This window comes from Campylobacter sp. CFSAN093249 (assembly GCF_011067895.1).
Taxonomy (GTDB): Bacteria; Campylobacterota; Campylobacteria; order Campylobacterales; family Campylobacteraceae; genus Campylobacter_D; species Campylobacter_D jejuni.
This window is the reverse complement of sequence record NZ_JAAMWM010000005.1, coordinates 340,796-364,322: the sequence shown is the minus strand read 5'-3', so window position 1 is coordinate 364,322 and position 23,527 is coordinate 340,796. Positions and strand designations below refer to the sequence as shown.

Here is a 23,527-nt window from a genome sequence, read left to right as displayed (position 1 = left end):
AATGACATAAAAAATATATTTTTTAAGGAAAATAAATGAAAAAAACATTCTTGATATTTTTTATTTTTATAGGACAACTTTTTGCCCTTGATCTTAATTTTAATACCTTTTCAAGCAATTTTACCCAAATAGTGAAATCCAAAAACTCTACACTTTCTTATTCTGGGCATTTTATACTGAGCAAAGATCAAGCATATTGGAGTTATGATACTCCTAGTAAAAAAGAGATTTATATCAACAAAAATCAAGTAACCATAGTAGAGCACGATCTAGAACAAGTCATTTTCTCTCATCTTGATAACATTCCAAATCTTAATGAAATTTTCAAAAAAGCAAGTCTTATAGATAAGGATAAACTTGCAGCAAAATATGATAATATAAACTATACAATTAAGCTTAATGAAGAGCAAATTCAAAGCATATCCTATAAAGATGAATTTGAAAATGATGTTATAATCAATCTAAACAATCAAATTAAAAATCCAAAAATCAACTCCGATATTTTCAAGGCAAAAATTCCGCAAAATTATGATATAGTTCGCTAATTTTGCGTTGAATTTTCATCAAGCTTTATATCATAGCCTGTTTGTGGCAAATGATAAGGCTTGCTTGCGTTATTTTCTTTGAATATTTGTGGAGGATTGGCGATTAAATCTCTTTTAATTTTTTCTTCTATATCTGGAGTCATTTTAGGTGTATTTAAATTATCTATATTGATTTCTCCATTGTCATTTTTATTTTCTTCATCTGGATCTTTGAAAAGCTGTTCAACTTGCTTGACTTCTAAATTTGGAACACTAGGAGTTGGGATCTTTTCAACACTAGGAACTTGAGTTTTAGGAACTTCTAAGTTTTCAAGTGCTTTTTTTACCTCGCTACCCATACCCTTCTCTTTAGCCTCAGTACTTTCTAAAAAGCGTTTAAACTCCTCTAAATCAAATTTTTCCACTCCGCTTAAAGATATGATATATATATCATCTAATTCAATCTTATACTTCTTATCTAAAAATTTTTCTAAAGTTTTTTTGAAATTATTTTTTCCAATTTCTGTAAAAATATCTTCGTAAAAAAACCCTGAAATTACTGTATTTACAGCATCAATTAACTTATTTTCATTTTCTTTTAAATTATTCCCATCAAATTCCAAAGAAATTTCAACTTTTTTAAGAACATTTGTCCCACTTTTAGAATACAAATCTGTTCTTATTTTATCTATTTCAAGATTTTGAGCATTTAAACTCAAAACCAAAAAAACACTTAAAAATATTTTTTTCATTTAATGCCTTTAAATGATTTGTTCTTGTATTTCGAGATCTAAAAAATTATGTTTTTTATAAAATTCAATCACATTAGAATCTATTTTTAAAATATTAGCAAAATAAAATCCAAAATTTATCTTTTTTGTAGAATAAATTTTTAAAGTATTTGGGTTTGTAGCGCGAGAAAGAGCGACATAAAGCTGTCCATTTTCAAAAATATGATCAATATCACACACTAATTTTTCAATACTCATACCTTGTGATTTGTGTATAGTAATAGCATAAGCTAATTTAATAGGAAACTGTGTAACACTTGCGAGAATATTAACAACAAAATCTTTACCTGATTGCTCAAGTTCTTCCATGAAAAAAGTATAAGGTTCAAGTAAAATTTTCATCCCATTATTTTTAATAATGCTAATATAAATTTTCTCCTCTTCATAAAGAATATCTTCTATAATACCTTGCTCTCCATTATAATAATTCTTATCCCAATTATTTACGCAAAAAATAATACGAGCGCCTATTTTAATATTTAATTCTTCCAATATATTTAAGCTTCTAATCCAAGAATCAAGCTCTTCATCTTTTATTCTCTTATCTTCTTTTTTAACCTGAGCCTTAAAGCATACAAGCGGGGTCTCAAGTTTGCTTAATTTTTCTTGATTGATATTGTTTACTTTTTTATTGATACCACAAAGTAAAGTATAATCATCTTCTAAATTTTCTAATTCTTTATAATCAATTCGCAAAGATTCAAAAAAGCTTAAAATTTTTTCATCTAAAAAACCTTGTCTAATCAAAGATAAATGGTTATAAAATTCCATATTTTGCGTTCTTTTAGGTTGAGAAAGTTTAATATTCTTAAAATTTAAATCTTGCCAAAAAAATGAAGAAAAAGCATAATAAGAATGGTTAAATAAAGTTTCTTTTTTTTCTTTAATTACTGGAGGCAGTTGAAAAAAATCTCCAACAACTAAAATTTTTCCATTAAATTGAGAATTTTTAAGTCTAAAGCCTATCATTTCAAAAACATTTGCGCTAACCATGGAAATTTCATCGATAATAATAAGCTCAATCGTTTTTAAAAGCTCTTTAAGTTTTGTTAATTTTTCTTTTTGTTTTTGATTGCGATCCAATGCGCTTAATTTCATCATATCATCACAATACCCTAAACAAAAAAAGCTGTGTAAAGTAACACCGCCTATATTAAACGCCGATAGAGCACTAGAACCAAGAGCTATGGCTAATTTTTTTTGTTTTCTATAAGATTTGATAAGCTCATTTGTCAAAAAGCTTTTACCAACTCCAGCGCCACCACTTAAAAAAACATTATCATAAGCTAAAATTTTTTCTAGTTTATCAAGCATTATATTTCCTTAGCTTTAATTATAACTATTTTTTCTAAAAGGTTGATTATGAAATCTTGTTTATATTTTACTTTTATAGTGCTATTTTTAACAGCTTGTTCAACAAAAAATTTAACTTCGCTTCATCATGAAAATTTAGAACAAAAAAATGAAAATCAACATTATGCAAAACTTGAATACGAACAAAATGTAAGCATTTTACCACAATTTACTTACAATATTAATTTTGATGTAAAACGATATAAAAAACATTTCTTTAATCCTTGGCATGATTCATTTAAAAATTACAAAGGACAAAATATTTTTTGGTCCTTTCCTTTATATTTAAATTCAAAAAATACTTATTATTTTTTCAATAAACAAATTATTCCACTTTCATGGTTTAAAAACGCTATAAATAACGCAAATATCCAAGAATTCGGTAAACTTAATCAAAAAGCTTTAATTATCCAAAATACAATCATTAAAAATCTTCCAACCCAAAGAGCTATCTTAAAAAATCCTTTTTTTGAAAATGAAGGAATTCCTTTTGACTATGCAAGCGATGGCATTTTAAATACTGGATCCCCTGTCTTAATTTCACATTTTAGTAAAGATAAGCGTTATGCTTTTGTTTTAGGTGAAGCTGGATTTGGATTTGTTGAAAGTAAAAATTTGGAATTTTTCTCAAACGATAGAGCGAAAATCTATGAAAATCTCAACTTTATCACACCACTAAAAGAAAAATTTGCTATCTATAGCGAGGATGGTAAATTTTTCTTTGAAAGTAGAATTGGTGCTATCTATCCTTACTACAAAGAAGATAAAAACTATTTTTATGGAAAAATAGGTTCTAAAAAATATAAAATTTCTAAAAAAGATGTATCTAAATTTCCTTTACAATTCAATGATAAAAATTTAAAAAATCAACTTTCACAAGTTTTAAATTTGCCTTATGGCTGGGGCGGTTATAATTTTGAAAGAGATTGTTCTTTACTAACTCGTGATATCTTTTCAGCTTTTGGACTTTATCTACCAAGAAATTCAGCTGCACAAAAAAATTCTTTTAATCATTTTGATATAAGCACTCTTAGCAATTCTCAAAAAAAAGATTTTTTAAACCGCTTTGGAAAAGCTTATTTAAGCTTACTTTATTTACCTGGACATATTATGCTTTATGCAGGACAAATTACAGATAATAATATTGCCATACATAATATATGGGGCTTAAGAAAAGATGCAACCCAAAGACTTCTCATAAGTTCTAGCGTCATCACTTCTTTAGAAATAGGAAAAAATGAAATTTTAGAAGATAATTTGCTTTTATCAAGACTTAAAGAAATAAGTTTTATAAATTTAAATGAACAAGAAAAAGAGCAAATAAAAAGCTATCTTGAAAATATACAAAACAAATAAGATTTATTGATTTAATCAATAAATCTTTTAGTTAAATCTGCAAAATATTCTATGCGTCTATCTCGCAAAAAAGGCCACCAACGACGCACATTTTCACTTCTTTTTTTATCTATTTCTATGATTTTTACACATTCGTTTTGAGAATCTAAAAGACAAAGTTCTTCACCTTGAGGGCCAAAAACAAAAGAATTTCCCCAAAATCTAATGCCCTCTTCTATCCCGCTTACATCTTTTTCAAAACCTACTCTATTGATAGCTACTACATATAAACCATTAGCTATAGCATGTCCTTTTTGTACGCCAAGCCAAGCATTGAGCTGTCTTTGTTTTTCTTCATCTTTATCCTTATCAAACCAACCAATTGCCGTGGGATAAATAAGAATCTCAGCTCCTTTTAAAGCCATAATTCTTGCTGCTTCAGGATACCACTGATCCCAACAAATAAGCACTCCAAGCTTACCTAAACTTGTATTTATAGGTTCAAAACCCAAATCTCCAGGAGTAAAATAAAATTTTTCATAAAAACAAGGATCATCGGGTATGTGCATTTTGCGATATTTGCCTGCTATAGAACCATCTTTTTCAAAAACCACTGCAGTATTATGATAAAGTCCGGCACTTCGTTTTTCAAACAATGAAGCAATAAGCACTATTTGATTTTTTCTAGCTATATTTGCCCAAAATTTCACATCTTTTTCATAATCATTAGCATAGTCAAAAAAATCCACATTTTCACTTTGACAAAAATACTCACTTTGATGAAGTTCTCCTAAGCAAACAAGCTCAGCTCCTTGTTTAGAGGCTTCTTCTATAAATTCGCAAGTTTTTTTTATAGTTTGTTCTTTATTTAAATGAAATTTTTGTTGTATTAAAGCGATTTTCATTGTCTTTGCCTTTCTTGTTCTGCATCATCATAAGGATCTAAATGAATTTGTATATCCCATTTTTCATTTTCAAACATCTTACGCACACCTTCTTCTATTTCATCTGAAATTTTATGCGCATTTAAAAGCGAAATTATAGGGCAAAAAACCAAATGCACGCTTAAATAATTACAACTTGGAGTTTTACGCGTCTTTAATTCATGATAGGAAATTATTTCAGGATTATTAGAAATCAAAGTACAAATTTTATCCACTTGTTCCTTAGGTAAAGCCTCATCCATTAAAAAAGCTAAAGCTTTTTTAATGATTTTAAAAGCAGAAAATGCCGTATAAAGACTGATCACTATCCCAAAAATAGCATCAATAATATGTAAATTTGTAAAATAAATCAAAACCAAAGCCCCTAAAGTACAAGCATTGGTTAAGCAATCTGTTTTGTAATGCAAAGCATCACTTTCTATAATTAAACTTTTGGTTTTTTTAGCTACATAATTTAAAAAAAGTACAAGAAAAAAAGTCATAATTAAAGCAAAAATCATCACATAGATGCTTGAATTTAAATCTTTAATTTCTTCTTTATAATAAATCTTTAAAATACTCTCATAAAAAATAAAAATCCCCACGCCAACTATAAAAACACCTTCTAACAAACCCATTAAAGCTTCAATTTTAGAAAAACCAAAATTATAATTTTCATTCGCCTTTTGTGAGCTTTTTTTAAGAGCCAAAAAATTAAAAGCAGAAATAGCAAAATCCATTAAAGAATCAATCGCACTTGAAAGTACTGCAACAGAACCACTTGTTAAGCCTACTATAAATTTAACCAAGGCTAAAACAATGGCACATAAACTTGCTACAAGAGTTGCTTTTTTTTGCAAACTCATCTTAAACCTTTGAAACGATTTTGACAAGAACAATGCAAAGAACCGTTTTGTCGTAAAAACACTCTTGCATCTACTCCTATAATTTTATGACTAGGTAAAGCTTTAGAAAGTCTTTTAGCTATGATTTCATCATTTTTATCCTTATAAAAAGGCACAATTAAAGCATTATTTATAAAAACAAAATTCGCATAAGTTGCGCCCAATCTTCTTCCTTCATAGTATAAAGGCTTAGGTATAGGAAGTTCTACTAAATCAAAGCCTGTTTTTTTAAGCTCTTCTTTCATTTTTTGCAAAGGCAAATAATGTTCATCCTCTTCATCTTCACAAATACAATATGCTATGGTATTTTTATCTATAAATCTTGCTAAGGTATCGATATGATGATCTGTATCATCACCTTTTATGAAACCATTTTCTAGCCAAATAATTTGCTTTAAACCAAAAATTTCTTTTAATTTTATATCAATTTGGGTTTTGTTTAGATGAGAATTTCTATTTTCATTTAAAAGACAATGAGAGCTTGTAAGCATCACACCCTCTCCATTAAAGTCAATACTTCCTCCTTCTAAAATAAAATCAACCTTTTTAAGTTCCTCTTTAAATTTCTCTTTAAAAAGCTTAGAATTTACAGCATTATCAAGCTCACTTTGAAATTTATTTCCCCAAGCATTAAAAGTAAAATCAAGAGCCTTTAAACGACCATTTTCTATTATATCTATAGCTCCAAAATCGCGTATCCAAGTATCATTGGTATCACATTTAAAATACTCTACATTTTTTATATCTTTAAAATTTTCAAAATCACTCTGTTTAGGAGCTATAAGTAAAACTTTTTGAAATTCACTTACCACTTTTACAAATTCTTTATAACTTTGCAAAATTTCCTCTAAGTAGGGATTCCAATCGCTTTTTTCATGGGGTAAAGAAAGCATGAGGTATTCTTGCTCACTCCATTCAGGAATTGATTTTATCATTTAACTACCTTTTTTGATAATAAAATTATAATTGTATCATTTTTTAGACTTTTGTCAAATTTAAGAAGATTACCTCGATATTTCGAGGCTTTAGGGTATTATTTAAAAAAGATCTTCATTTCATCATTACTTAAAACAAGTTTTCCATTTTCATTTGAAATTTTAAAAATTCCTTTGAAATTTGAAAGGAAAGAATTTTCAAAATCCATTACATCCATTGGATGACAAAGCATTTGAGTTGAAGCTACGCGATCACCTTCGATTTGCAAAGTATCCGCCTTAGTTTGATAAGAACCAAAAAAACGATTACACCCTGAATAACCATAAAATTTATTATTTTCAAAACTAATATTTGGACTTTCCTCTGCGTTTTTTGGATCAAAAGTTTTACCATTAACTATAATTTTTTCTATTTTGAAAAGCTGATTTTGTACAAGTTCATTATTACCTTTAGAAGTAGATGAAGTAACAGAAGTACTAGCACAACCTGCAAAAAAAGTTGCAGCTAAAGCAATTTGAAGCGTTTTTTTCATTTTATTCCTTTAAATTTAAAATTGGTTAAGTTCGCTTTCGAGATTATGACACACTATTTTTAACTCATCTACAACTTGAAGTAGAATTTTAGAAATTTCTTCATTCTTTTCACTTACTTCAACATTTTCTTGCATACGAGAAAGTAAATTTTATATATTCTCTTGGGAAATTTTTATTTTTTCAGTACATTGAGTTACCAAAGCCCTAGCATCTTCGTTACATAATTTAACCTCATTAGCATCATCAACCAATAAAGCGGTGTCATCATTTAAAGCTTGTATACTTTGAGTATTTTTCTTTAATTCTGCGTTAACCTCATTAATACTTTGCAAAAGCTCTTTTGTAATTTGAGCTACATTTCCCAAAAATTCTTCACTGTTCTGAGCCAACTGCCTATCATCCTCAGCAATTACAGAAAAACCTAGTCCAAATGCACCAGCCCTAGCTACTTCTATGCCAGCATTTAGGGATGGTAATTTTATTTTATCTGCGATCTTATCCATCATTTGAGTTGCTTTTTGTATATTACCTGCTTGATTGACCATGTTTTCAACTTTTTTAGCCAATTCATTTTCATTTTGGGATACTATTGATACTTTATTAGCAACATTAAACAAAGATTTAAGCATTTGCTCTAATAATAAAAAGGATTTTTCATTGGCACTATTTGCCTTATTTGACAAACTAGCAAGTTCTCTAAGTTCATTGCCAACATTTGCACCAAGTTTAAAACTTTGATCTATTTGCTTATGACTTTGTGAACTGATATCACTTAAAAAATAGCATTTGAATTTAAAAGATTGCTTTGTTTTTCTACATTTTTTAAATTATGACTTGCACTGCTAACTGCCTTGTGAGTTTTTTCGATAAATTGATTGATATATCCACAAGCTAAAGCAATTTCATCTTGACCTTTAACTGAAATACGAGCTTTTAAAATTGCCGCTTCCTTGAGCTAATTCTTTAGCATGATTTAAAAGCTCTAAAACGGGCTTTCCAACAACAACTTTAAGCATTAAAAACCACCACAAAGGGTAAAAATCAAAGCAATAGTAAATATTATAATATAAGATTGACCGGTTTTGCTTATATCTTTTTAAACACCTTCTAAAGAATGTGATATATCCATAACCCCAATCACACTTCCTGTATTAGCATTTCATGACAAGTAACACAACTTTCATCTGCAATCAAAGGGCGTATCAATCTTAAATTTATATTTTCTTTCAAAGATTGAATTTTAGGATTTGAAAATTGTTCTATAATACGCTTATCATTTGAAATTTGAGGGGCTTTCATCTCAAAAAGATCCATAGTATCTTTTGAAGGATAAATTTTAATATCACTAATACCCTCTATACTTTTTACATCTTCAATGGCTTCTTTAATTTTTTCAGGATCTCCTAAATTCATAGCCATTCTCATTGTTTGAAAAACAGAAGTACTTACGGTATTTAAATTTGCCCTGCTCATTTTATTGGCAGTATTTTTAAAATCCAAATTTAAAATCACTTGCATTACAATGAAACTTATAAGCAACACCACAAAAATTGCAGCAGAAACCTTAAATCCTATAGTTTTAAACATCGTAGTTTCCTAAAAATAAAATTTTTCGGAAATATTTTACACATAATTTATTTAATTTTTATTGAATTATGTGTAAAAAACATAACATTCCATTAAACTTAATGTAAGAAATGTCTTACTCCTGTGAAATAAAGCGCCATACCATACTCATCAGCTGCTTTTACCACTTCATCATCCCTTATACTTCCGCCTGGTTCTACTATAGCTTTAACCCCTACTTTACTTGCTTCATCTATGCTATCTCTAAAAGGAAAAAAGGCTTCACTTGCTAAAACGCAACCTTGCAAATCAAGCCCCATTTCTTTAGCTTTAGCGATTGCTACCTTTGCTGCATCGATTCTGCTTGTCATACCCATGCCTATAGCCACCATAGCGCCATTTTTTACATAAACAACATTGTTTGATTTGGTAAATGCTGCTATTTTCATGGCGATTTCAAGATCTTTTAATTCTTCCTTACTTGCCTCTCTTTGACTCATAAGCTTTGCATTTTTAAACTCATCTTCGCCAACTTCATCGCTGTTTTGATATACAAAACCCCCATCAATATGTTTAAAATCATATTTATCAAAATTGCGGATTAAAAATGGACTTTCTTGAGTGAAAATTTTAATGCGTTTTTTACCTTCAAACATAGCTAAAGCTTTTTCATCTACATTGGCTGCGATGATTACTTCTACATAAATTTCATTGATTTTATTTGCTAAAGCCTCATCAAGAGTTCCATTGATTGCAACCACTCCTCCATAAGCACTAACGCTATCGCATTTTAAAGCATGTATATAGCTTTGTACTAAATTTTCTTTTATAGCAAAACCGCAAGGATTTCCATGTTTTACTATAGCAATAGCTGGAGCTTTATCGAAACTACTAGCTAAATTTAAAGCTGCGTTAATATCGGTTAGATTATTAAAACTTGCTTCGCCTTTAAGGGCTTTGAAATTTGCACTAAAAAAGGCATCAAACTCATATAAAGCCCCTTTTTGATGTGGATTTTCTCCATATTTTGTATCAAATACTTTTTGCCCTACTATAAATTTACTCGCTCCAAAACCTCCGTTAAAGCGTTCATTCATATAATTTGCAATATAAGCATCATAATTTGCCGTATGCTCATAAGCTTTTATCATCAAATTTAAACGAAAATTCTCATCATTTTGACCTTTTTTTAAAGTCTCAATCACTTTTTCATAATCAAGCGGATCGCAAAGTACCATCACATCTTTATAGTTCTTTGCTGCACTTCTTATCATCGCAGGCCCACCTATATCGATATTTTCTATAATTTCATCAAAATCATCACTCATAATAGTGGTTTTTTTAAAAGGATATAAATTTACACAAACTAGATCAATGCCTAAAATTTCATTTTCTTTTGCTTGTTTGATATGATTTTCATCGCTTCTTTTGTGTAAAATCCCACCGTGAATCTTAGGATGCAAAGTCTTCACACGCCCTTCAAAAAGCTCAGGACTCTTTGTAAAATCACTCACTTCTATAACTTTTATTCCATTTTCTTTTAAAAGCTTAAAAGTCCCGCCTGTTGAAAGAATCTCAAAGTCTAAATTTTCAAGCTCTTTGCCAAATTCTACTATGCCTTCTTTATCACTCACACTAAGTAATGCTCTCATTTTTACCTTTCTAAATGTTTTTTAACTTTTTCGTAAGCTTCGTTGATTTTTTGAAATTTCTCTACACCGATTTTAAGCTCTTCTTCACTAACATTGTTTGCATTTAAAATATCAGGATGATATTTTTTTGCTAAATTGCGGTATTGTTTTTTTACTGCATTTAAATCTGCATTATTTGAAAGTTCTAAAATAGCAAAAGCTTCATCAAGGCTTAATTCTTTTTTAGTACTTTTTAAATTTGAAAGACTTGCTATAAAAGCGTCTAATTCGCTTTTTGCTATATCAAAGGCTTTAGCGATTTGCTCTAAAATTTCACGCTTTTTAGCATTAAAATCTGCATCGATTAAAGCCATAAAAACAAGCACACGCAAGACATTAAAACGCTCATTTTTAGGCAAAGGCACTTCTTTTAAAAAATCTTTTGCCACATAAAAAGCATCACTTAAATTTTCTTTATGTTCATTAAAACTTGCTTTTAAAAAAGCTCTTTCTTTTTCATCTTTGGCATTTGCATCTAAAAGATCTTTGATCATTTCAGCTTCATTTTCACTTACCCTACCATCACTTTTTGCAATTTTTGCCAAAAGTGCGATAACATAGTAATTCATACGCCTTTTAAACTCATCCATTCTTTCTTCCATAACCCCACGAGCAAAACCCTTAGCAAAGCCTTTGGCTCCTCTTGTAGCTGAGTTTAAAAAATCCTGTTTTCCCCAAGTTTTATAATACCAGTAAAACACCAAAATAACGAGTATAATTAAAACTAAAGTCATTGGATTTGCTCTTTAAAACTTTCAAAATAAAGCTTGTCAAGTTCAGCCTTGCTTAACTCAATGTTATCAAGTTTAAAATGTTTTTGGCTTGTACTCACACCTAATTTATAAGCTTTTACTCCAAATTCTTTGGCTAAATTTAAAAAAGCTTCTTCATTTTCTTTGCTAAGCCCTACTATAGCACGACTTGCACTCTCATCAAAAATCATTTTTTCATCATCAAAACCACTTGTTAAATTTACACCCACACTAGAAATAGCAAACATTTTTGCCAAAGTCATAGCAATACCCCCTATTCCTACGCTATTGGCACACTCAAGTAAAGAATTTTGATTGGCTTTATAAAGCAAATCCCAAAGTGCAATTTCAGCTTTATAATCAAGCTCTTTAAGACTTCCTGATACTTTTTTATCTTGGATTTTCATTACCATAGATCCACCAAATTCCCCTAAACTTTCACCCAAAAGATAAACACTTAAATTTTCTTTTTCAAAATTAGCTTTTAAGGTTTTATTTGCATCTTCTAAAACCCCTACGCTTACTATAGTAGGACTTGGATAAATACTTACGCCTTCAGTTTCATTATAAAGTGAAACATTGCCGCTTACTACTGGGGTATTTAACTCTTTACAAGCTTCTTTAATGCCTTCGCAACCTTGTGCAAATTGCCACATCACTTCAGGATTTTGCGGATTTCCATAATTTAAACAATCACTTATTGCCAAAGGCTTAGCCCCCGTGCAAGCAACTTTTCTTCCTGCTGAAGCTACTGCTAAAGCTGCTCCTATTTTAGGATTTACATAATTTAAGCGTGAGTTACATTCTATAGCCATAGCCACACTTGCACCATTTTCTTTGATACGAATAACACTAGCACCTAATCTTCCATCAGCTTTTATAGTATTGGTTTGCACACTTGAATCAAATTGATCATAAATAAAAGCTTTGTTGTTAATATTTTCATTTTGAAGCATTTGTATAAAAAGCTCTTGAATGCTTAATTTTAGCTCAAATTTATAATCTTTAATTTCACTTAAATATTTTGGCTCACTTATAGGACGACTTAAAATCGGCGCTTTTTCACTTAGAGGCTCGATAGGAATAAGCCCTACAAGCTCATCATGCCAAAAAAGCTCCATTTTTCCTGTATTGGTAACTTCACCTATAACCACAGCATCTAAATCCCATTTTTTGAAAATTTCTATAACCTTATCTTCATAGCCTTTTTTCGCACAAATAAGCATTCTTTCTTGAGACTCGCTAAGCATTAACTCATAAGGAGTCATACCGCTTTCACGCATAGGAGTTTTATCTAAGTAAAGTTTCATGCCACTGCCACTTCTTCCTGCCATTTCAAAAGAACTTGAAGTAAGCCCTGCAGCACCCATATCTTGAATACCCACAATATAATCAGTTTTAAAAAGCTCTAAACAAGCTTCCATAAGAAGTTTTTCACTGAAAGGATCGCCAATTTGCACTGTAGGACGCAAAGATTTGCTTTCTTCATTGAAGCTATCACTTGCCATAACCGCTCCACCAAGTCCATCACGCCCTGTTTTTGAACCCACATAAATCACAGGATTTCCTACACCTTCAGCCTTAGCATAAAAGATATCTTCACTTTTACAAACCCCTAAAGCAAAGGCATTAACTAAGATATTTCCATTAAAACACTCATCAAAAGCACATTCTCCACCTATAGTTGGCACACCCATGCAATTTCCATAATGAGAAATTCCATTTACCACACCTTTAACAAGGTATTTTTGATGTTTGCCGCATTTTTCATCATGAATATTGCCAAATTTTAAAGAATTTAGCCCTGCAACCACTCTTGCACCCATAGTAAAAACATCACGCAAAATTCCCCCTACTCCCGTAGCCGCACCTGCAAAAGGCTCGATAAAGCTAGGATGATTGTGACTTTCTACCTTAAAAACTGCTGCCATACCTTGCCCAATATCAATAACCCCTGCGTTTTCTCCTGGGCCTTGAATCACCCAAGGTGCTTTAGTTGGAAAACCATTAAGATATTTTTTACTGGATTTATAAGAGCAATGCTCGCTCCACATCGCAGAAATAACCCCAAGTTCTAATAAATTTGGCTCGCGTCCTAAAATTTCTAAAATTTGTGTATATTCTTCATCACTGATTTTATGTGCTTTTATGGTTTCTTTGTCCATTTTTATCCTTTCATTTTCCTAAACAAAAATTACCAAACATTTCGTCTAAAATTTCATCTCTTTGAAAATCTTTGGTAAATCTTGCAAGTTCATTAATCGCTAAATTAAGCTCAAAAGCAAAAAGTTCTAAAGAACTTTCCTCTAAAAGCCCTTTAGCTCTAAAAATCGCTTCACTTGAAATTTTACAAGCATTAATAAGATCTAAAGAACTTACCATAATACCTTCGCTATCAAAAGAATTAAAATAATTTTGCAATTCTTCTTTTAATAAAGTGATGTCTTTTTGAGCACTAAGCTTGATAAAATTTTTATTTTGAGTATTTTTGAAAACATTTTCTAAATCACTTTTATTTAAAATCCAAAAGATTTTTTTATCAGTATTTGCTAATAAGTCAAAAATTTTCTCATCTTCTTTATCTTGCACTCTTGAAGCATCAAAGACTGCCAAAATAATATCTGCATCTTCTAAACTTTTTTTACTTAAAGCTACGCCGATTTGTTCTATAACATCTTTACTTTCCCTAATACCCGCTGTATCTATAATGCGTAATAAATGCGTTCCTAATTTAAAGCTCTCTTCTATAGTATCACGAGTGGTGCCTGCTATATCTGAAACAATAGCTCTTTCATAAGAAAGCAAGGCATTTAAAAGCGAAGATTTGCCTACATTTGGCTTACCTACAATAGCGATTTTAAAACCTTCTATGAGTCCTTTTTTGCTTTGAGAAAGCGTATAAATTTCTTTTAAAATTTTAGAATTTTCTTCACACATAGTAGAAATTTGTTCTAATAAATCAGAAGGTAAATCATCATCAGCATAATCAATACTAGTTTCTACAAAAGCTAAAGTTTTAACCAAATCTGTGCGAATTTTTTCTAAAAGTTTTCCTAAGTTTCCTTGCATGTTGCGTGCTATAATTTTAGCTGCAAGTGCAGATTTTGAAAGTATGAGATCTTGTATATTTAAAGCTTTTAAAGGAGTCATTTTGCCATTTAAACACGCTCTTTTGCTAAATTCCCCTGCTAAAGCAAGTCTTGCTCCTAAACTCACAAGTTCTTCGAGTAAAACTTCACTCACACTAAATCCTCCATGAGTTTGAAACTCTACTATATCTTCCCCTGTAAAACTATAAGGGGCTTTAAAATATATCATTATAGCTTCATCGATAATTTCATTATTTTGATTAAAAAGTTTTGTAAAAGTAGCATGGCGTGGGGTAAGTTTGGTTTTGTGGCTAAGCTTTAAGGCAAATTCTAAAGCCCTTTCACCGCTTAATCTTACAATAGAAATCGAACCCACACCATGAGCTGTGGCAATAGCCGCTATAGTATCACTCATCTTTTTTGAAAAAGTCGTTTATTACAACAAATCTTTGATCATTATTTTGCTTAATTCCTACATACTTATCTGGAAATTCAGCTCTTAACTGCTCTAAAGCGATTTTTATCAAAACCCCATCTAAAGGTTTGGTTTGTCCGCGTCCATGAATTTTAATTTTTTCAATCACGCTTTGTAAATAAAGCTGCATACCTTGAATTTGATTTTCTAAAAATTGAGCGATCTCAAGGCGCACTAAAAGATTATATTTTAAATTGATCCAATTATGTAAAAGATAAGAAATAGCCTTGTAACGATGTGCTTCTTTACCTATCATCAAAGCAGCATCTTCCCCATCCAATCGAATCAAAACGCAATCTTCATCATACATTCTAAGTTCACTAAGCTCTATTTTAAACTGGGAGCTTTCTAAAAGTTTTACAAGCTGAATGCGAATCTCATCTAAAATATCCTGAGTATTACGCACTCCTTTGCTTTCTCGATGAAAACTATCAAAAATTTCATCACTTTTTACTGTATATTTTTCTTTTTGGCTTTTATTTTTTTCATTTTTTGTTTCAATCTTGTTTTCTTGTTTTGGCTCATGTGTTTCTGGTTTGTGATTTTTTGAACTTGTAAATTCTTTTTTAGGATTTTTTTTCAAAATCCTTTTTTTTGCCTTAGCCTCTATAATTGCCTTTTTTCTTCCAAATCCAAAAAAACCTTTTCTTGGATGCTGAATAATCTCATATTCTAAGTCCATCACAGAACATTCTAAACTTCTTGAAGCTTCTGTTAAGGCACTTTGAAGATCAATGGCTTCGATTTTCATTTTTCATGCTCCGCTTGTTTTTTGTGATGTTCTTTAGCAAATATTTTATTGACAACCCATTGTTGAACCAAAGAACAAAGGTTATTTACAAACCAATAAAGCGTAAGTCCTGCTGGGAAAGTGATAAAGAAAAAAGTAAAAATCACTGGTAAAAATTTCATAATCTTAGCTTGCATAGGATCTTGTATAGTCATAGGTGTAATAAGTTGTTGTAAAAACATCGTTGCACCCATTAAAATAGGCAAAATGAAATAAGGATCCATTACCGATAAATCATGTATCCAAAACGCCCAAGGAGCTGCTTTTAGCTCAATAGCATTAAGCAAAACGCGATAAATAGCAAAGAAAATAGGAATTTGTAAAAGTATAGGCAAACAACCACTCATAGGATTTGCACCATGTTTTTTATAAAGCTCCATCATGTGCATATTCATTTTTTGTGGATCGCCTTTATAACGCTCTCTAATATCTTTCATTTTAGGAGCAAGATCTTTAAGTTTATTCATAGAAATCATAGACTTATAAGTTAGCGGGAATAAAATAATACGCACAATTAAAGTCATCACAACGATAGCCCAACCCCAATTTCCTATATACTGATGCAAGAAATTCAAAAACTCAAACATAGGCTTAGCAATAAAAGTAAACCAACCATATTCAACAACTGCTTCAAGGCGTGGATCTATACTTCTTAAAATCACATGTTCTTTAGAGCCTATATAGCCCCCTGCTTTAAATTCATTATCACTATAAGCAAAAACTATAGGGTTTTGATTAGCATCCTTGCTGATTGCCACATTTAAAGGTTTATCAAAATTATAAAAGAAAGTTGCATAGTATCTATCAAAAGCCGAAGTCATTACGACATTATTAGCACTTTCATCCTTTTCTACATCTCCATCTTTATAAGTTTCGATGGTTTCTTTATTATCCATTACCAAAGCACCATGAACTGTATAACTATCTACGGCAATATTTGGACGATATCCTGGACTTATAAAATAATTTGCATTCTTGCTGAGTTTAACTTCTATCTCATAATTTCCTTTTGGATAAAAAGTAATATCTTTTTCGATTTTCAATCCAGAAAGATTTTGAGTGAGTTTTAAAACTTGACTTCCATTTTCATCAACAAAAAGATTGCTAGCGTTAGCAACATAAGGAATTTTAAAAGCCTCTGAGTTAATACTTGGATCACTAAAACGCATTTCTAAAGGATAAGGACTATTTTCCTTGCTAACAAGATTTATAAATTCTCCTTTCTCATTTTGGTATTTTTTATCTTTTAAATAAAAAGCAGAAATTCTACCAAAAGAGTCAATTTGTGCTTCAAAATGCTTGCTTTGAACCTTAGATATCACACTATCTTGTGAAACTAAAGCTGCACTTGGAGTATTTGTGGTGGTATTTTGTATATTAGGAGTGTTATTTATGCTTGTGTTTTGTTGATTTTGTTGTGTAATGTTTTGTTCTATTTTTAAAGGTTGCTTTGGAATGAAAAAATAATCATAAACAACAAAAAATAAAAAAGAAATCATAACAGCTAAAAGTATACGCTTTTGCTGAAAAATATTATTTGAATTATTCACTGATTTGTCCTTTTAAAGATGATTTTTATAAGATAAAAACTTTTATTTTTATAAGGTATATATAAAAAACAAAGTTGTTTTTTTGCTAAAAATATAGGCTTAAAACATAAATTTATAGGATAAAAATTTTTAGAAACTCTAGGATAATCAAAACCCCCTTTAAAAAAAGGGTTGCATCTTAAAACTCTAAAAAAAGTAGAAAAAAAAGCTAGAAAAAAATTCTTTTTTTGAAACTGCCAAAGCGCATACTCAGAACAACTAGGATAATACCTACAAGCAGCGGGTTTTAAAGGGCTTAAGAATTTCTGATAAAAACGGAGTATTTTTAGGCATATCATTTGAAACATTCTAGTTTTTTCAATCCCCATTTTAGATTTTTTTCTAACCTAGAAAAAGAAAGTTCAGTGATTTCATTTTTAGCTACAAAAATATATTTGCCATCTCGAAGATATCTTTCAAACTTAGCAAACAAAGCCCTTAAAATTCGTTTTGAACGATTTCTAACCACTGCTTTTCCAACTTTTTTACTAGCAACAACTGCTATTTTTTTTTCATAACTATTCAGATAAAAAATAATCACACCTTCGCAATGCCATTTTTTACCTATTTTGTATACAGATGAAAATTCCTCGTTTGTGCTAAATTTATCAAAATTTTTCACACAGCAAGTCTTTTTCTACCTTTAGCGCGTCTTGCATTGATCACCTTGCGACCATTTTTAGTTTTCATACGAACACGAAAACCATGAGTACGTTTTCTTGGAGTGCCATGTGGCTGATAAGTTCTTTTCATTTGATTTTTCCTTAAAAAATTATAAAATAAACTTGTATTTTATCTTAATCTTACTTATAAATTGCTTTTGATTAAGAGTAATTTTTAAATTCTTTTGATAAATTTTGAAATTATTTTTAAAAGGTTAAAAATGTCAGAATTTAAAATTATTGATTTAAGACAAGAAGATTTAGATATTTTACAAGAAATGATCATAGAATTTGCAAAATACGAAGATATGTTAGATTTTCTTCAATGCACGAAAGAAAAACTGGAACATTCTTTACTAAAAAATAAATTTGCTCGTGCTTTTTTGTTAAAAGAAAATGAAAAAACTATAGGCTATATGATTTATTTTTATACTTTTTCGTCTTTTTGGGGCAGCGGTGGAATTTATCTTGAAGATATTTATATACGAGAAAATTTTCGTAAAAAAGGTTATGGAAAAGCTGTGTTTAAATTTTTAGGAGAAATTTGCAAAAAAGAAAATTTAAAAAGACTCGACTGGGTTTGCTTAAATGATAATATTTTAGGTATTAATTTTTATGAAAGTTTAAACGCTAAACATCTTAAACAATGGAGAAATTATCGTCTAAGTGGAGGAAATTTAGAAAAATTGTGTGATTTATGATAAGAAGTCTTTATTATTTAAAAGCTATGGGATTTAACTTTGTTGATACACATACAAACCACTTTGAACAAGTACAAAATTTTCAAGAATTAAAACAACTTGTTTCATCTTGCACCTTATGCCAATTTTCCAAAACAAGAAAATTTAGTCTTATGGAACCTAAGATAAAAAATGTCAAATTGCTAATTCTTGATGTTTTTGGGCAAAAGAGTGAAAATGAAAGCGGAATTTTACTTAATTCAAAAAAAGGTGAAAAATTAAAACACTATATTTATCAAATTTTAGGGCTTTGCGATGAAGATTTTTATTTTTCTTATTTATTTAAATGTTTTTGTAATGGAAAATTTGATGATTTTTCGCTACAATCTTGCTTACCATTTTTCTGGAACGAACTAAAACTGATTCAACCTGCTTTTTTGCTTTGTCTAGGAGAATACACATTTAAAAACTTGGGATTTAAAGATTATCACATTTTAAAAGGTGAAGTTTTTGCTTATAAAAATTTTTTCATAATGCCAAGTTATGATTTAGATTTTATAGAAAAAAATCCAAGTTATGAAAAAAATTTCATACAAGATTTAAAAAAAATTAAAGGATTTTTATGAAAAAAATATTTTTAATATTTTTCTTATCTTGCTTTTTGCTTAATGCAAAAGAGCAAAAATTAGTCGATGTAAAACCTGTTGAAAATTTTTATCCTAAATTAAGCGTTCAAGAATGCAACACAAACTGTCTTTTTGATCTTTTAGAATCAAGATTGTATCTTAGTTTTTTAAGTGAATTTGCAGATCAAAATGATCAATTTTTATCTAATGTTTATGCAAAATTATTAAATTCCATTACTGATTTTGAAAAAAATGTTCAAAAAATTACTTCTGTTAAACTTGCGATAATTATCCCAGAAAAAACCATAAAAAGCTACTCAAATACTATAATAAATTCAAGCATAGCCTATCTTTTAAGACAAAGAGCCGAAATCAAAGTAAAAGTTTTTTTAACCGGCACAGAAGATAGTAATAAAATTCGAGCCGCGCTTGATGCAGCACAAGCTCAAGGATATCAGTATGCCATAGCTGGATTTACTCTAAAAGGTGCTAATGAGTTGAAAAATTACTCAGGAAATATGAAAATTTTCATACCGACTATCCATAAAAACAACATACAAATTTCAAATCAAAATATTATTTTTGGAAGTATTGACTATGATGCTCAAATTGCCACACTTTTAAGCAAATCAAATGCTAATATCGCAATATTTAGCGATGGCTCTGCCTTATCAAGCAATCTAAATTCAAGAATTCTTGCTCAAAATAATAATGCTAGAATATATACCATAGAAGGCGAGAAGCTTGATTTCAGCAGACTTTTAAGATCACAAGGTGGAGTTAATAATGCCTCAATATTTTTTAACACTCCATTGATCAAAACAGCTCTAGCAAGTTCTCAACTAAGAATTTATAACATTCATCCTTATGTGCTTTTATCCACTCAAATCAACTATAATCCAACATTTTTAAGTTTAACACAACAAGGAGATAGAGAAAATTTTATCATTGCTAATTCTATCAATAACCACGATGATAACTTAGTCTATCTTAATGAAATTTTTAATCAAAGTATAGATTATAACTGGATTGCTTATGCTACTAGCATAGGAGTTGATTACTTTTATACCGAATTCCTAAATAAAAAAAGCGAAAGTTTATTTGATGAGAAAATCAAAAATTCTCAAGTTGATTACAAAGTGCGTCTTATGCAAGGTAAGCAAGCAAGCTTTGAAGAATTAAAATAATTCTTCAAAGAGCTTTTTTAACTGCATATCCATTCTAGCTGGTTTTTCGTTTTTAATAAAAGCTAAAGTTAATTCCATTTTAAAAAACAAAATTTCATCTTTATAAATTTCTTGTAAAATTTCCACAGAAGCATTTTTGACTTCTAAAATTTTTGTTTTAATCTCTATCATATCTCCAAGTTTTGCAGGTTTTAAGAAATTGCAATTTGCTTTTGTAAGTAAAAAATGTCCCTTAGACGCATCAAAAATATCTACTTTTTTATTGAAAAAAATTTCACTTCTTACTCTCTCGCAAAATTTTAAATAATTACTATGATACACCACTCCACCCGCATCAGTATCTTCATAATACACACGCATTTTCATCGCTTTACCTTAAAAAATATTTCACATTTAAAAAACATTAGATTATACAACGGAAATTCTTTGATATCGCTTTTTAGTTTATATTAAAAAATTCCGTCCAATCTTAATTTAATAAAGCTTTTTAACTTCACTGGGAGGGGGTATAGAGAAATTTTGTTTTAAACTTTCCATTGTTACCTTCTTAAGCATCAACGCTTTTACAGCCACTCAAGCAAATACTACAGACAATCGAAATTTCAATATTCCAAAGCATTATTTTAATGATAACGAACTTTATGATAAAACCAATTCTACTTATAAAAAATTCCAAGGTATAAATTATTATGCTAAGAGTTCTAAACAAGATATTAACAATATTACTTTAATATATAACAATCATAAACCAAATATTACAAATATAAACGATTTAAATTTTAACATTATTTACTTACTCCTGATATGAGAGAAGATGAAGTTCTTTCTTTTAAAGCAAGGCATGGTGTTAATACAGCCGATCGTAGTATAAAAACAGTTAGAGTGCTTCCTTTTTTAATCACAGCAAAAACCGATCATGCTGATGCAAGTTATAACAAACTTATATTAGAACAAGGAGAACTTAGTTCGGTTTTTTATCTTAAACCTAAAGATACTCATATAAAAACCCTAGTAATTCTAAAAGCAATCAACGCATGAATTTCTTAATGAGTTCTACCTTTACTCATTATAGTAATGCAAGCTATAACCAAACCATACTTCAAAAAGATGCCCATATTAGTATGGGAGTTGAGAATACTTATGATTTAGCCTTAAATGGTTCTCCTTATTTAATCGGAGCTATAGCCACTTATGGAGATTCTACAAATAATAGTTTAAATATAAAAGCAGGTAGCAGTGTAGAGTTTTTTACTTCCTTGCCTAAAAAAGATAAAAATGGTAATAATACCTTTGATGAAAGAATCACTCACCTTGTAGGTGGTTTAGCTTATCAAGGTAATGTAAAAAACAATAAAATCTTTATCAAAGATACTAATATGATTATCCATAGTCCAAGCAAAGCTTATGCTAGTTTAGCTGCTGCTCATATTAGCGCAGGTTATATAGATAGCGAATCAGATAAAAACTTTCAAGCCAGTAAAAACCTTTTAGACATAGATGGTTTTAATCTTGATATGTATATGAACCATGATAAACAACCCTTAGCTTATAATTCTGTTTTATTTGCTGATTTTTGGGGTGGAAAAACCGAACAAGGACAAGCCTTAGATAATACTATCAATATTAAAAGATATTAAAAACATAAAAAAAGATAAAAACAATGAGAACATTTTTGCTCAAGCTTTGTTTAACTTCTATGCAGGAGCTTCTAATAATGGAGAAGCAAATTATAATACCTTAAACATAGAATTAAAACATCCTTTAGAAATCGCTAATAACTTCTTAGGTTATAACCAACATTCTTTTTATGGTGGCTTTGCAACTAAAGGAGCTAATCATAATACCATTAACATTAAAAACGATCTTACCACAACCGATCTTTCTCAAAGCTATAAAGATGCTTTAAATATTGTAGCTGCTAGAACCTTAGAAGGCAGTGCGGATTATAATAAAGTTTATATTAATAATTCTATGTCAACCTTACCTGTATACATTTATACAGCTAAGAAAAATATTCTTAATAATCAAGACTTTTATCCTAGTAGTGCTAATAACAATAAAGTATCGATTAAAGATTTTGCTTCTTTTAGAAATCTAACTGTATTAACAGAAGCCAAAGAAGCTTCTTATAATACTATAAATTATAACAATGTTCAAAGCATTACTGATGCAAGTAATACAGATAAAGGTTCTAAAATCATCATAAGAGCTTTAGATAAAGCTAATCATAATATCATAAATATAAAAAACTATTCTTCTAATGCAGCTGATAATGCTTATTTGATTATGGCTTATAATGAAGCTGCTTATAATAAAATCATTATCAATGATACTTTATTTGGTATAGCTTCAGATAAAAGAGAAGGAATTTTAAGTATTATAGCTGAACTTTCAAACAATGGCCATGATAATACCTTAATCATAAACAATCTCAATCTTGATGAGTATAAAAATAACAATTCTGTTTTTATAGCTCCTTCGGCCATTACAGGTTTAAGTGAAGCTAAATCTTATAATAATACCTTATATAGGCGGGAATTTAAATATATTTAAAAACACTTTCATGATATATTAGCAGGAGCCTTAGTACATTATGAAGATAATTATAGTGCTTCTAATGCTATAACTCCTTCAGATATCAGTTTAAGTAAAAACAATAGACTGATTTTAAATACTAAAGTTGAAGCTAGAATTATTAATAACTTTGAGCATTATTATCTTCTTATATCCAATAAAATCAACACAACTCCCCTTTTGAAGTCATACGATACTCCTATTAATATTTCTAGCTAGGGAGTATTAGCTCTTTACACCCTCAAAGAGTAATACCCCTATATTAAAAATAAAGAAATCTTAATCTTATAAAGTGAGCAAGGTTTTATAGATGAAAACTCTAATATTTTAAATCAAGAAGAACTTCAAAGCTTTATTGAAAAAATGCAAAAAACAAAGAAGATTTTAAACTAAGTTCTATAGATAGATTAGAAAATATGAACCTACAAAAGCTTTCTTATGAAGTAAGAATATCTCAAGATGACAAAAACATTTATGCAAGGATAAAATAAATCATTCCTATTTTTAAGATAGGAATGATTTATTTGTATTTTTATAAATATAAAC

The 23,527-nt window shown here is 29.5% G+C and carries 24 protein-coding genes and 1 pseudogene; 6 read left to right on the top strand and 19 right to left on the bottom strand.

Annotation, left to right across the window (positions count from 1 at the left end):
* Window positions 1-35 precede the first annotated feature (35 nt).
* Entirely contained in the window at window positions 36-545 is a 510-nt protein-coding gene (gene lolA, locus FBF10_RS05685) for a LolA-like outer membrane lipoprotein chaperone (RefSeq protein ID WP_002867438.1), read from the top strand.
* On the opposite strand, the gene FBF10_RS05680 is transcribed toward lolA, so the two are convergent.
* Both FBF10_RS05680 and pif1 read right to left on the bottom strand, forming a co-directional pair.
* A complete protein-coding gene (locus FBF10_RS05680; RefSeq protein WP_002888359.1) occupies window positions 542-1,276 on the bottom strand; it encodes a hypothetical protein in 735 nt (244 codons plus the stop codon). The genes lolA and FBF10_RS05680 overlap by 4 nt on opposite strands.
* Before the next feature lie 9 nt (window positions 1,277-1,285).
* Window positions 1,286-2,629, bottom strand: coding sequence for an ATP-dependent DNA helicase Pif1 (gene pif1 / locus FBF10_RS05675; RefSeq protein ID WP_002867436.1), 1,344 nt, complete (start codon window positions 2,627-2,629; stop codon window positions 1,286-1,288).
* A 48-nt stretch (window positions 2,630-2,677) separates the two neighbouring features.
* Here pif1 and FBF10_RS05670 point away from each other — a divergent pair, with 48 nt between their 5' ends.
* Entirely contained in the window at window positions 2,678-4,024 is a 1,347-nt protein-coding gene (locus FBF10_RS05670; RefSeq protein WP_002888360.1) for an SH3 domain-containing C40 family peptidase, read from the top strand.
* A gap of 11 nt (window positions 4,025-4,035) precedes the next feature.
* Here the strand turns inward: FBF10_RS05670 and FBF10_RS05665 are convergent, their stop codons facing one another.
* From FBF10_RS05665 to rpmH, 16 genes are all read right to left on the bottom strand, one after another.
* Window positions 4,036-4,908: an N-carbamoylputrescine amidohydrolase gene (locus tag FBF10_RS05665; protein WP_002859227.1), complete on the bottom strand. Its 873-nt coding sequence runs from the start codon at window positions 4,906-4,908 to the stop codon at window positions 4,036-4,038.
* A complete protein-coding gene (locus FBF10_RS05660; RefSeq protein WP_002853697.1) occupies window positions 4,905-5,792 on the bottom strand; it encodes a cation diffusion facilitator family transporter in 888 nt (295 codons plus the stop codon). The genes FBF10_RS05665 and FBF10_RS05660 overlap by 4 nt, the downstream gene beginning before the upstream one ends.
* Window positions 5,789-6,766: an agmatine deiminase family protein gene (locus FBF10_RS05655; RefSeq protein ID WP_002888361.1), complete on the bottom strand. Its 978-nt coding sequence runs from the start codon at window positions 6,764-6,766 to the stop codon at window positions 5,789-5,791. Before FBF10_RS05655 ends, FBF10_RS05660 begins: the two co-directional genes overlap by 4 nt.
* Window positions 6,767-6,864: 98 nt before the next feature.
* Window positions 6,865-7,299, bottom strand: a complete 435-nt coding sequence (locus FBF10_RS05650) for an META domain-containing protein (protein ID WP_002860707.1) — start codon at window positions 7,297-7,299, stop codon at window positions 6,865-6,867.
* 15 nt (window positions 7,300-7,314) lie between these two features.
* Window positions 7,315-7,434 (bottom strand): hypothetical protein, encoded by a 120-nt coding sequence (locus tag FBF10_RS08965; protein ID WP_002886201.1) that lies wholly within the window; start codon window positions 7,432-7,434, stop codon window positions 7,315-7,317.
* 15 nt (window positions 7,435-7,449) lie between these two features.
* Window positions 7,450-7,983 (bottom strand): methyl-accepting chemotaxis protein, encoded by a 534-nt coding sequence (locus FBF10_RS08960; RefSeq protein ID WP_004308450.1) that lies wholly within the window; start codon window positions 7,981-7,983, stop codon window positions 7,450-7,452.
* Window positions 7,984-8,437: 454 nt separating this feature from the next.
* On the bottom strand, window positions 8,438-8,887 hold the full coding sequence (locus FBF10_RS08955; protein WP_004308452.1) for a hypothetical protein: 450 nt from the start codon (window positions 8,885-8,887) through the stop codon (window positions 8,438-8,440).
* A gap of 98 nt (window positions 8,888-8,985) precedes the next feature.
* Window positions 8,986-10,518 carry a bifunctional phosphoribosylaminoimidazolecarboxamide formyltransferase/IMP cyclohydrolase gene (gene purH / locus FBF10_RS05630; RefSeq protein WP_002867431.1) on the bottom strand — a complete coding sequence of 511 codons (1,533 nt, stop codon included), beginning with the start codon at window positions 10,516-10,518 and terminating at the stop codon, window positions 8,986-8,988.
* 2 nt (window positions 10,519-10,520) lie between these two features.
* Entirely contained in the window at window positions 10,521-11,291 is a 771-nt protein-coding gene (locus FBF10_RS05625; RefSeq protein ID WP_002860711.1) for a DnaJ family molecular chaperone, read from the bottom strand.
* The gene (purL, locus tag FBF10_RS05620; RefSeq protein WP_004308455.1) at window positions 11,288-13,474 is read right to left on the bottom strand and encodes a phosphoribosylformylglycinamidine synthase subunit PurL; all 2,187 of its coding nucleotides are present in this window, start codon (window positions 13,472-13,474) and stop codon (window positions 11,288-11,290) included. The genes FBF10_RS05625 and purL overlap by 4 nt, the downstream gene beginning before the upstream one ends.
* Window positions 13,475-13,484: 10 nt before the next feature.
* A complete protein-coding gene (gene mnmE, locus FBF10_RS05615; protein ID WP_002859221.1) occupies window positions 13,485-14,813 on the bottom strand; it encodes a tRNA uridine-5-carboxymethylaminomethyl(34) synthesis GTPase MnmE in 1,329 nt (442 codons plus the stop codon).
* Window positions 14,806-15,624, bottom strand: coding sequence for a Jag N-terminal domain-containing protein (locus FBF10_RS05610; RefSeq protein ID WP_004308457.1), 819 nt, complete (start codon window positions 15,622-15,624; stop codon window positions 14,806-14,808). Before FBF10_RS05610 ends, mnmE begins: the two co-directional genes overlap by 8 nt.
* Window positions 15,621-17,213 carry a membrane protein insertase YidC gene (gene yidC / locus FBF10_RS05605; protein ID WP_057033275.1) on the bottom strand — a complete coding sequence of 531 codons (1,593 nt, stop codon included), beginning with the start codon at window positions 17,211-17,213 and terminating at the stop codon, window positions 15,621-15,623. Before yidC ends, FBF10_RS05610 begins: the two co-directional genes overlap by 4 nt.
* Window positions 17,210-17,551 (bottom strand): membrane protein insertion efficiency factor YidD, encoded by a 342-nt coding sequence (yidD, locus tag FBF10_RS05600; protein ID WP_002869899.1) that lies wholly within the window; start codon window positions 17,549-17,551, stop codon window positions 17,210-17,212. The genes yidC and yidD overlap by 4 nt, the downstream gene beginning before the upstream one ends.
* Window positions 17,548-17,874, bottom strand: coding sequence for a ribonuclease P protein component (gene rnpA / locus FBF10_RS05595; RefSeq protein ID WP_002859217.1), 327 nt, complete (start codon window positions 17,872-17,874; stop codon window positions 17,548-17,550). The genes yidD and rnpA overlap by 4 nt, the downstream gene beginning before the upstream one ends.
* Window positions 17,871-18,005 carry a 50S ribosomal protein L34 gene (rpmH, locus tag FBF10_RS05590; RefSeq protein WP_002776864.1) on the bottom strand — a complete coding sequence of 45 codons (135 nt, stop codon included), beginning with the start codon at window positions 18,003-18,005 and terminating at the stop codon, window positions 17,871-17,873. Before rpmH ends, rnpA begins: the two co-directional genes overlap by 4 nt.
* A 130-nt stretch (window positions 18,006-18,135) precedes the next feature.
* On the opposite strand from rpmH, the gene FBF10_RS05585 reads away from it, so the two are divergent.
* From FBF10_RS05585 to FBF10_RS05580, 3 genes are read left to right on the top strand one after another with little or no spacing between them, the layout of a single operon-like run.
* Window positions 18,136-18,615, top strand: a complete 480-nt coding sequence (locus FBF10_RS05585; protein WP_004308462.1) for a GNAT family N-acetyltransferase — start codon at window positions 18,136-18,138, stop codon at window positions 18,613-18,615.
* Window positions 18,612-19,220 carry a uracil-DNA glycosylase family protein gene (locus FBF10_RS08585; RefSeq protein WP_002859215.1) on the top strand — a complete coding sequence of 203 codons (609 nt, stop codon included), beginning with the start codon at window positions 18,612-18,614 and terminating at the stop codon, window positions 19,218-19,220. Before FBF10_RS05585 ends, FBF10_RS08585 begins: the two co-directional genes overlap by 4 nt.
* Window positions 19,217-20,407, top strand: coding sequence for a hypothetical protein (locus FBF10_RS05580; protein ID WP_004308464.1), 1,191 nt, complete (start codon window positions 19,217-19,219; stop codon window positions 20,405-20,407). Before FBF10_RS08585 ends, FBF10_RS05580 begins: the two co-directional genes overlap by 4 nt.
* On the opposite strand, the gene FBF10_RS05575 is transcribed toward FBF10_RS05580, so the two are convergent.
* The gene (locus FBF10_RS05575) at window positions 20,399-20,773 is read right to left on the bottom strand and encodes a thioesterase family protein (RefSeq protein ID WP_002859213.1); all 375 of its coding nucleotides are present in this window, start codon (window positions 20,771-20,773) and stop codon (window positions 20,399-20,401) included. The genes FBF10_RS05580 and FBF10_RS05575 overlap by 9 nt on opposite strands.
* Before the next feature lie 142 nt (window positions 20,774-20,915).
* Here FBF10_RS05575 and FBF10_RS05570 point away from each other — a divergent pair.
* A pseudogene (locus FBF10_RS05570) lies at window positions 20,916-23,200 on the top strand (hypothetical protein).
* The last annotated feature ends 327 nt before the right edge of the window (window positions 23,201-23,527 follow it).

What these genes read in the sequence shown, in the direction of transcription:
- lolA (WP_002867438.1), top strand. Translation starts at nt 36, where the DNA reads ATGAAAAAAACATTCTTGATATTTTTTATTTTTATAGGACAACTTTTT.
- FBF10_RS05680 (WP_002888359.1), bottom strand. Translation starts at nt 1,276, where the DNA reads ATGAAAAAAATATTTTTAAGTGTTTTTTTGGTTTTGAGTTTAAATGCT.
- pif1 (WP_002867436.1), bottom strand. Translation starts at nt 2,629, where the DNA reads ATGCTTGATAAACTAGAAAAAATTTTAGCTTATGATAATGTTTTTTTA.
- FBF10_RS05670 (WP_002888360.1), top strand. Translation starts at nt 2,678, where the DNA reads ATGAAATCTTGTTTATATTTTACTTTTATAGTGCTATTTTTAACAGCT.
- FBF10_RS05665 (WP_002859227.1), bottom strand. Translation starts at nt 4,908, where the DNA reads ATGAAAATCGCTTTAATACAACAAAAATTTCATTTAAATAAAGAACAA.
- FBF10_RS05660 (WP_002853697.1), bottom strand. Translation starts at nt 5,792, where the DNA reads ATGAGTTTGCAAAAAAAAGCAACTCTTGTAGCAAGTTTATGTGCCATT.
- FBF10_RS05655 (WP_002888361.1), bottom strand. Translation starts at nt 6,766, where the DNA reads ATGATAAAATCAATTCCTGAATGGAGTGAGCAAGAATACCTCATGCTT.
- FBF10_RS05650 (WP_002860707.1), bottom strand. Translation starts at nt 7,299, where the DNA reads ATGAAAAAAACGCTTCAAATTGCTTTAGCTGCAACTTTTTTTGCAGGT.
- FBF10_RS08965 (WP_002886201.1), bottom strand. Translation starts at nt 7,434, where the DNA reads ATGCAAGAAAATGTTGAAGTAAGTGAAAAGAATGAAGAAATTTCTAAA.
- FBF10_RS08955 (WP_004308452.1), bottom strand. Translation starts at nt 8,887, where the DNA reads ATGTTTAAAACTATAGGATTTAAGGTTTCTGCTGCAATTTTTGTGGTG.
- purH (WP_002867431.1), bottom strand. Translation starts at nt 10,518, where the DNA reads ATGAGAGCATTACTTAGTGTGAGTGATAAAGAAGGCATAGTAGAATTT.
- FBF10_RS05625 (WP_002860711.1), bottom strand. Translation starts at nt 11,291, where the DNA reads ATGACTTTAGTTTTAATTATACTCGTTATTTTGGTGTTTTACTGGTAT.
- purL (WP_004308455.1), bottom strand. Translation starts at nt 13,474, where the DNA reads ATGGACAAAGAAACCATAAAAGCACATAAAATCAGTGATGAAGAATAT.
- mnmE (WP_002859221.1), bottom strand. Translation starts at nt 14,813, where the DNA reads ATGAGTGATACTATAGCGGCTATTGCCACAGCTCATGGTGTGGGTTCG.
- FBF10_RS05610 (WP_004308457.1), bottom strand. Translation starts at nt 15,624, where the DNA reads ATGAAAATCGAAGCCATTGATCTTCAAAGTGCCTTAACAGAAGCTTCA.
- yidD (WP_002869899.1), bottom strand. Translation starts at nt 17,551, where the DNA reads ATGATATGCCTAAAAATACTCCGTTTTTATCAGAAATTCTTAAGCCCT.
- rpmH (WP_002776864.1), bottom strand. Translation starts at nt 18,005, where the DNA reads ATGAAAAGAACTTATCAGCCACATGGCACTCCAAGAAAACGTACTCAT.
- FBF10_RS05585 (WP_004308462.1), top strand. Translation starts at nt 18,136, where the DNA reads ATGTCAGAATTTAAAATTATTGATTTAAGACAAGAAGATTTAGATATT.
- FBF10_RS08585 (WP_002859215.1), top strand. Translation starts at nt 18,612, where the DNA reads ATGATAAGAAGTCTTTATTATTTAAAAGCTATGGGATTTAACTTTGTT.
- FBF10_RS05580 (WP_004308464.1), top strand. Translation starts at nt 19,217, where the DNA reads ATGAAAAAAATATTTTTAATATTTTTCTTATCTTGCTTTTTGCTTAAT.
- FBF10_RS05575 (WP_002859213.1), bottom strand. Translation starts at nt 20,773, where the DNA reads ATGAAAATGCGTGTGTATTATGAAGATACTGATGCGGGTGGAGTGGTG.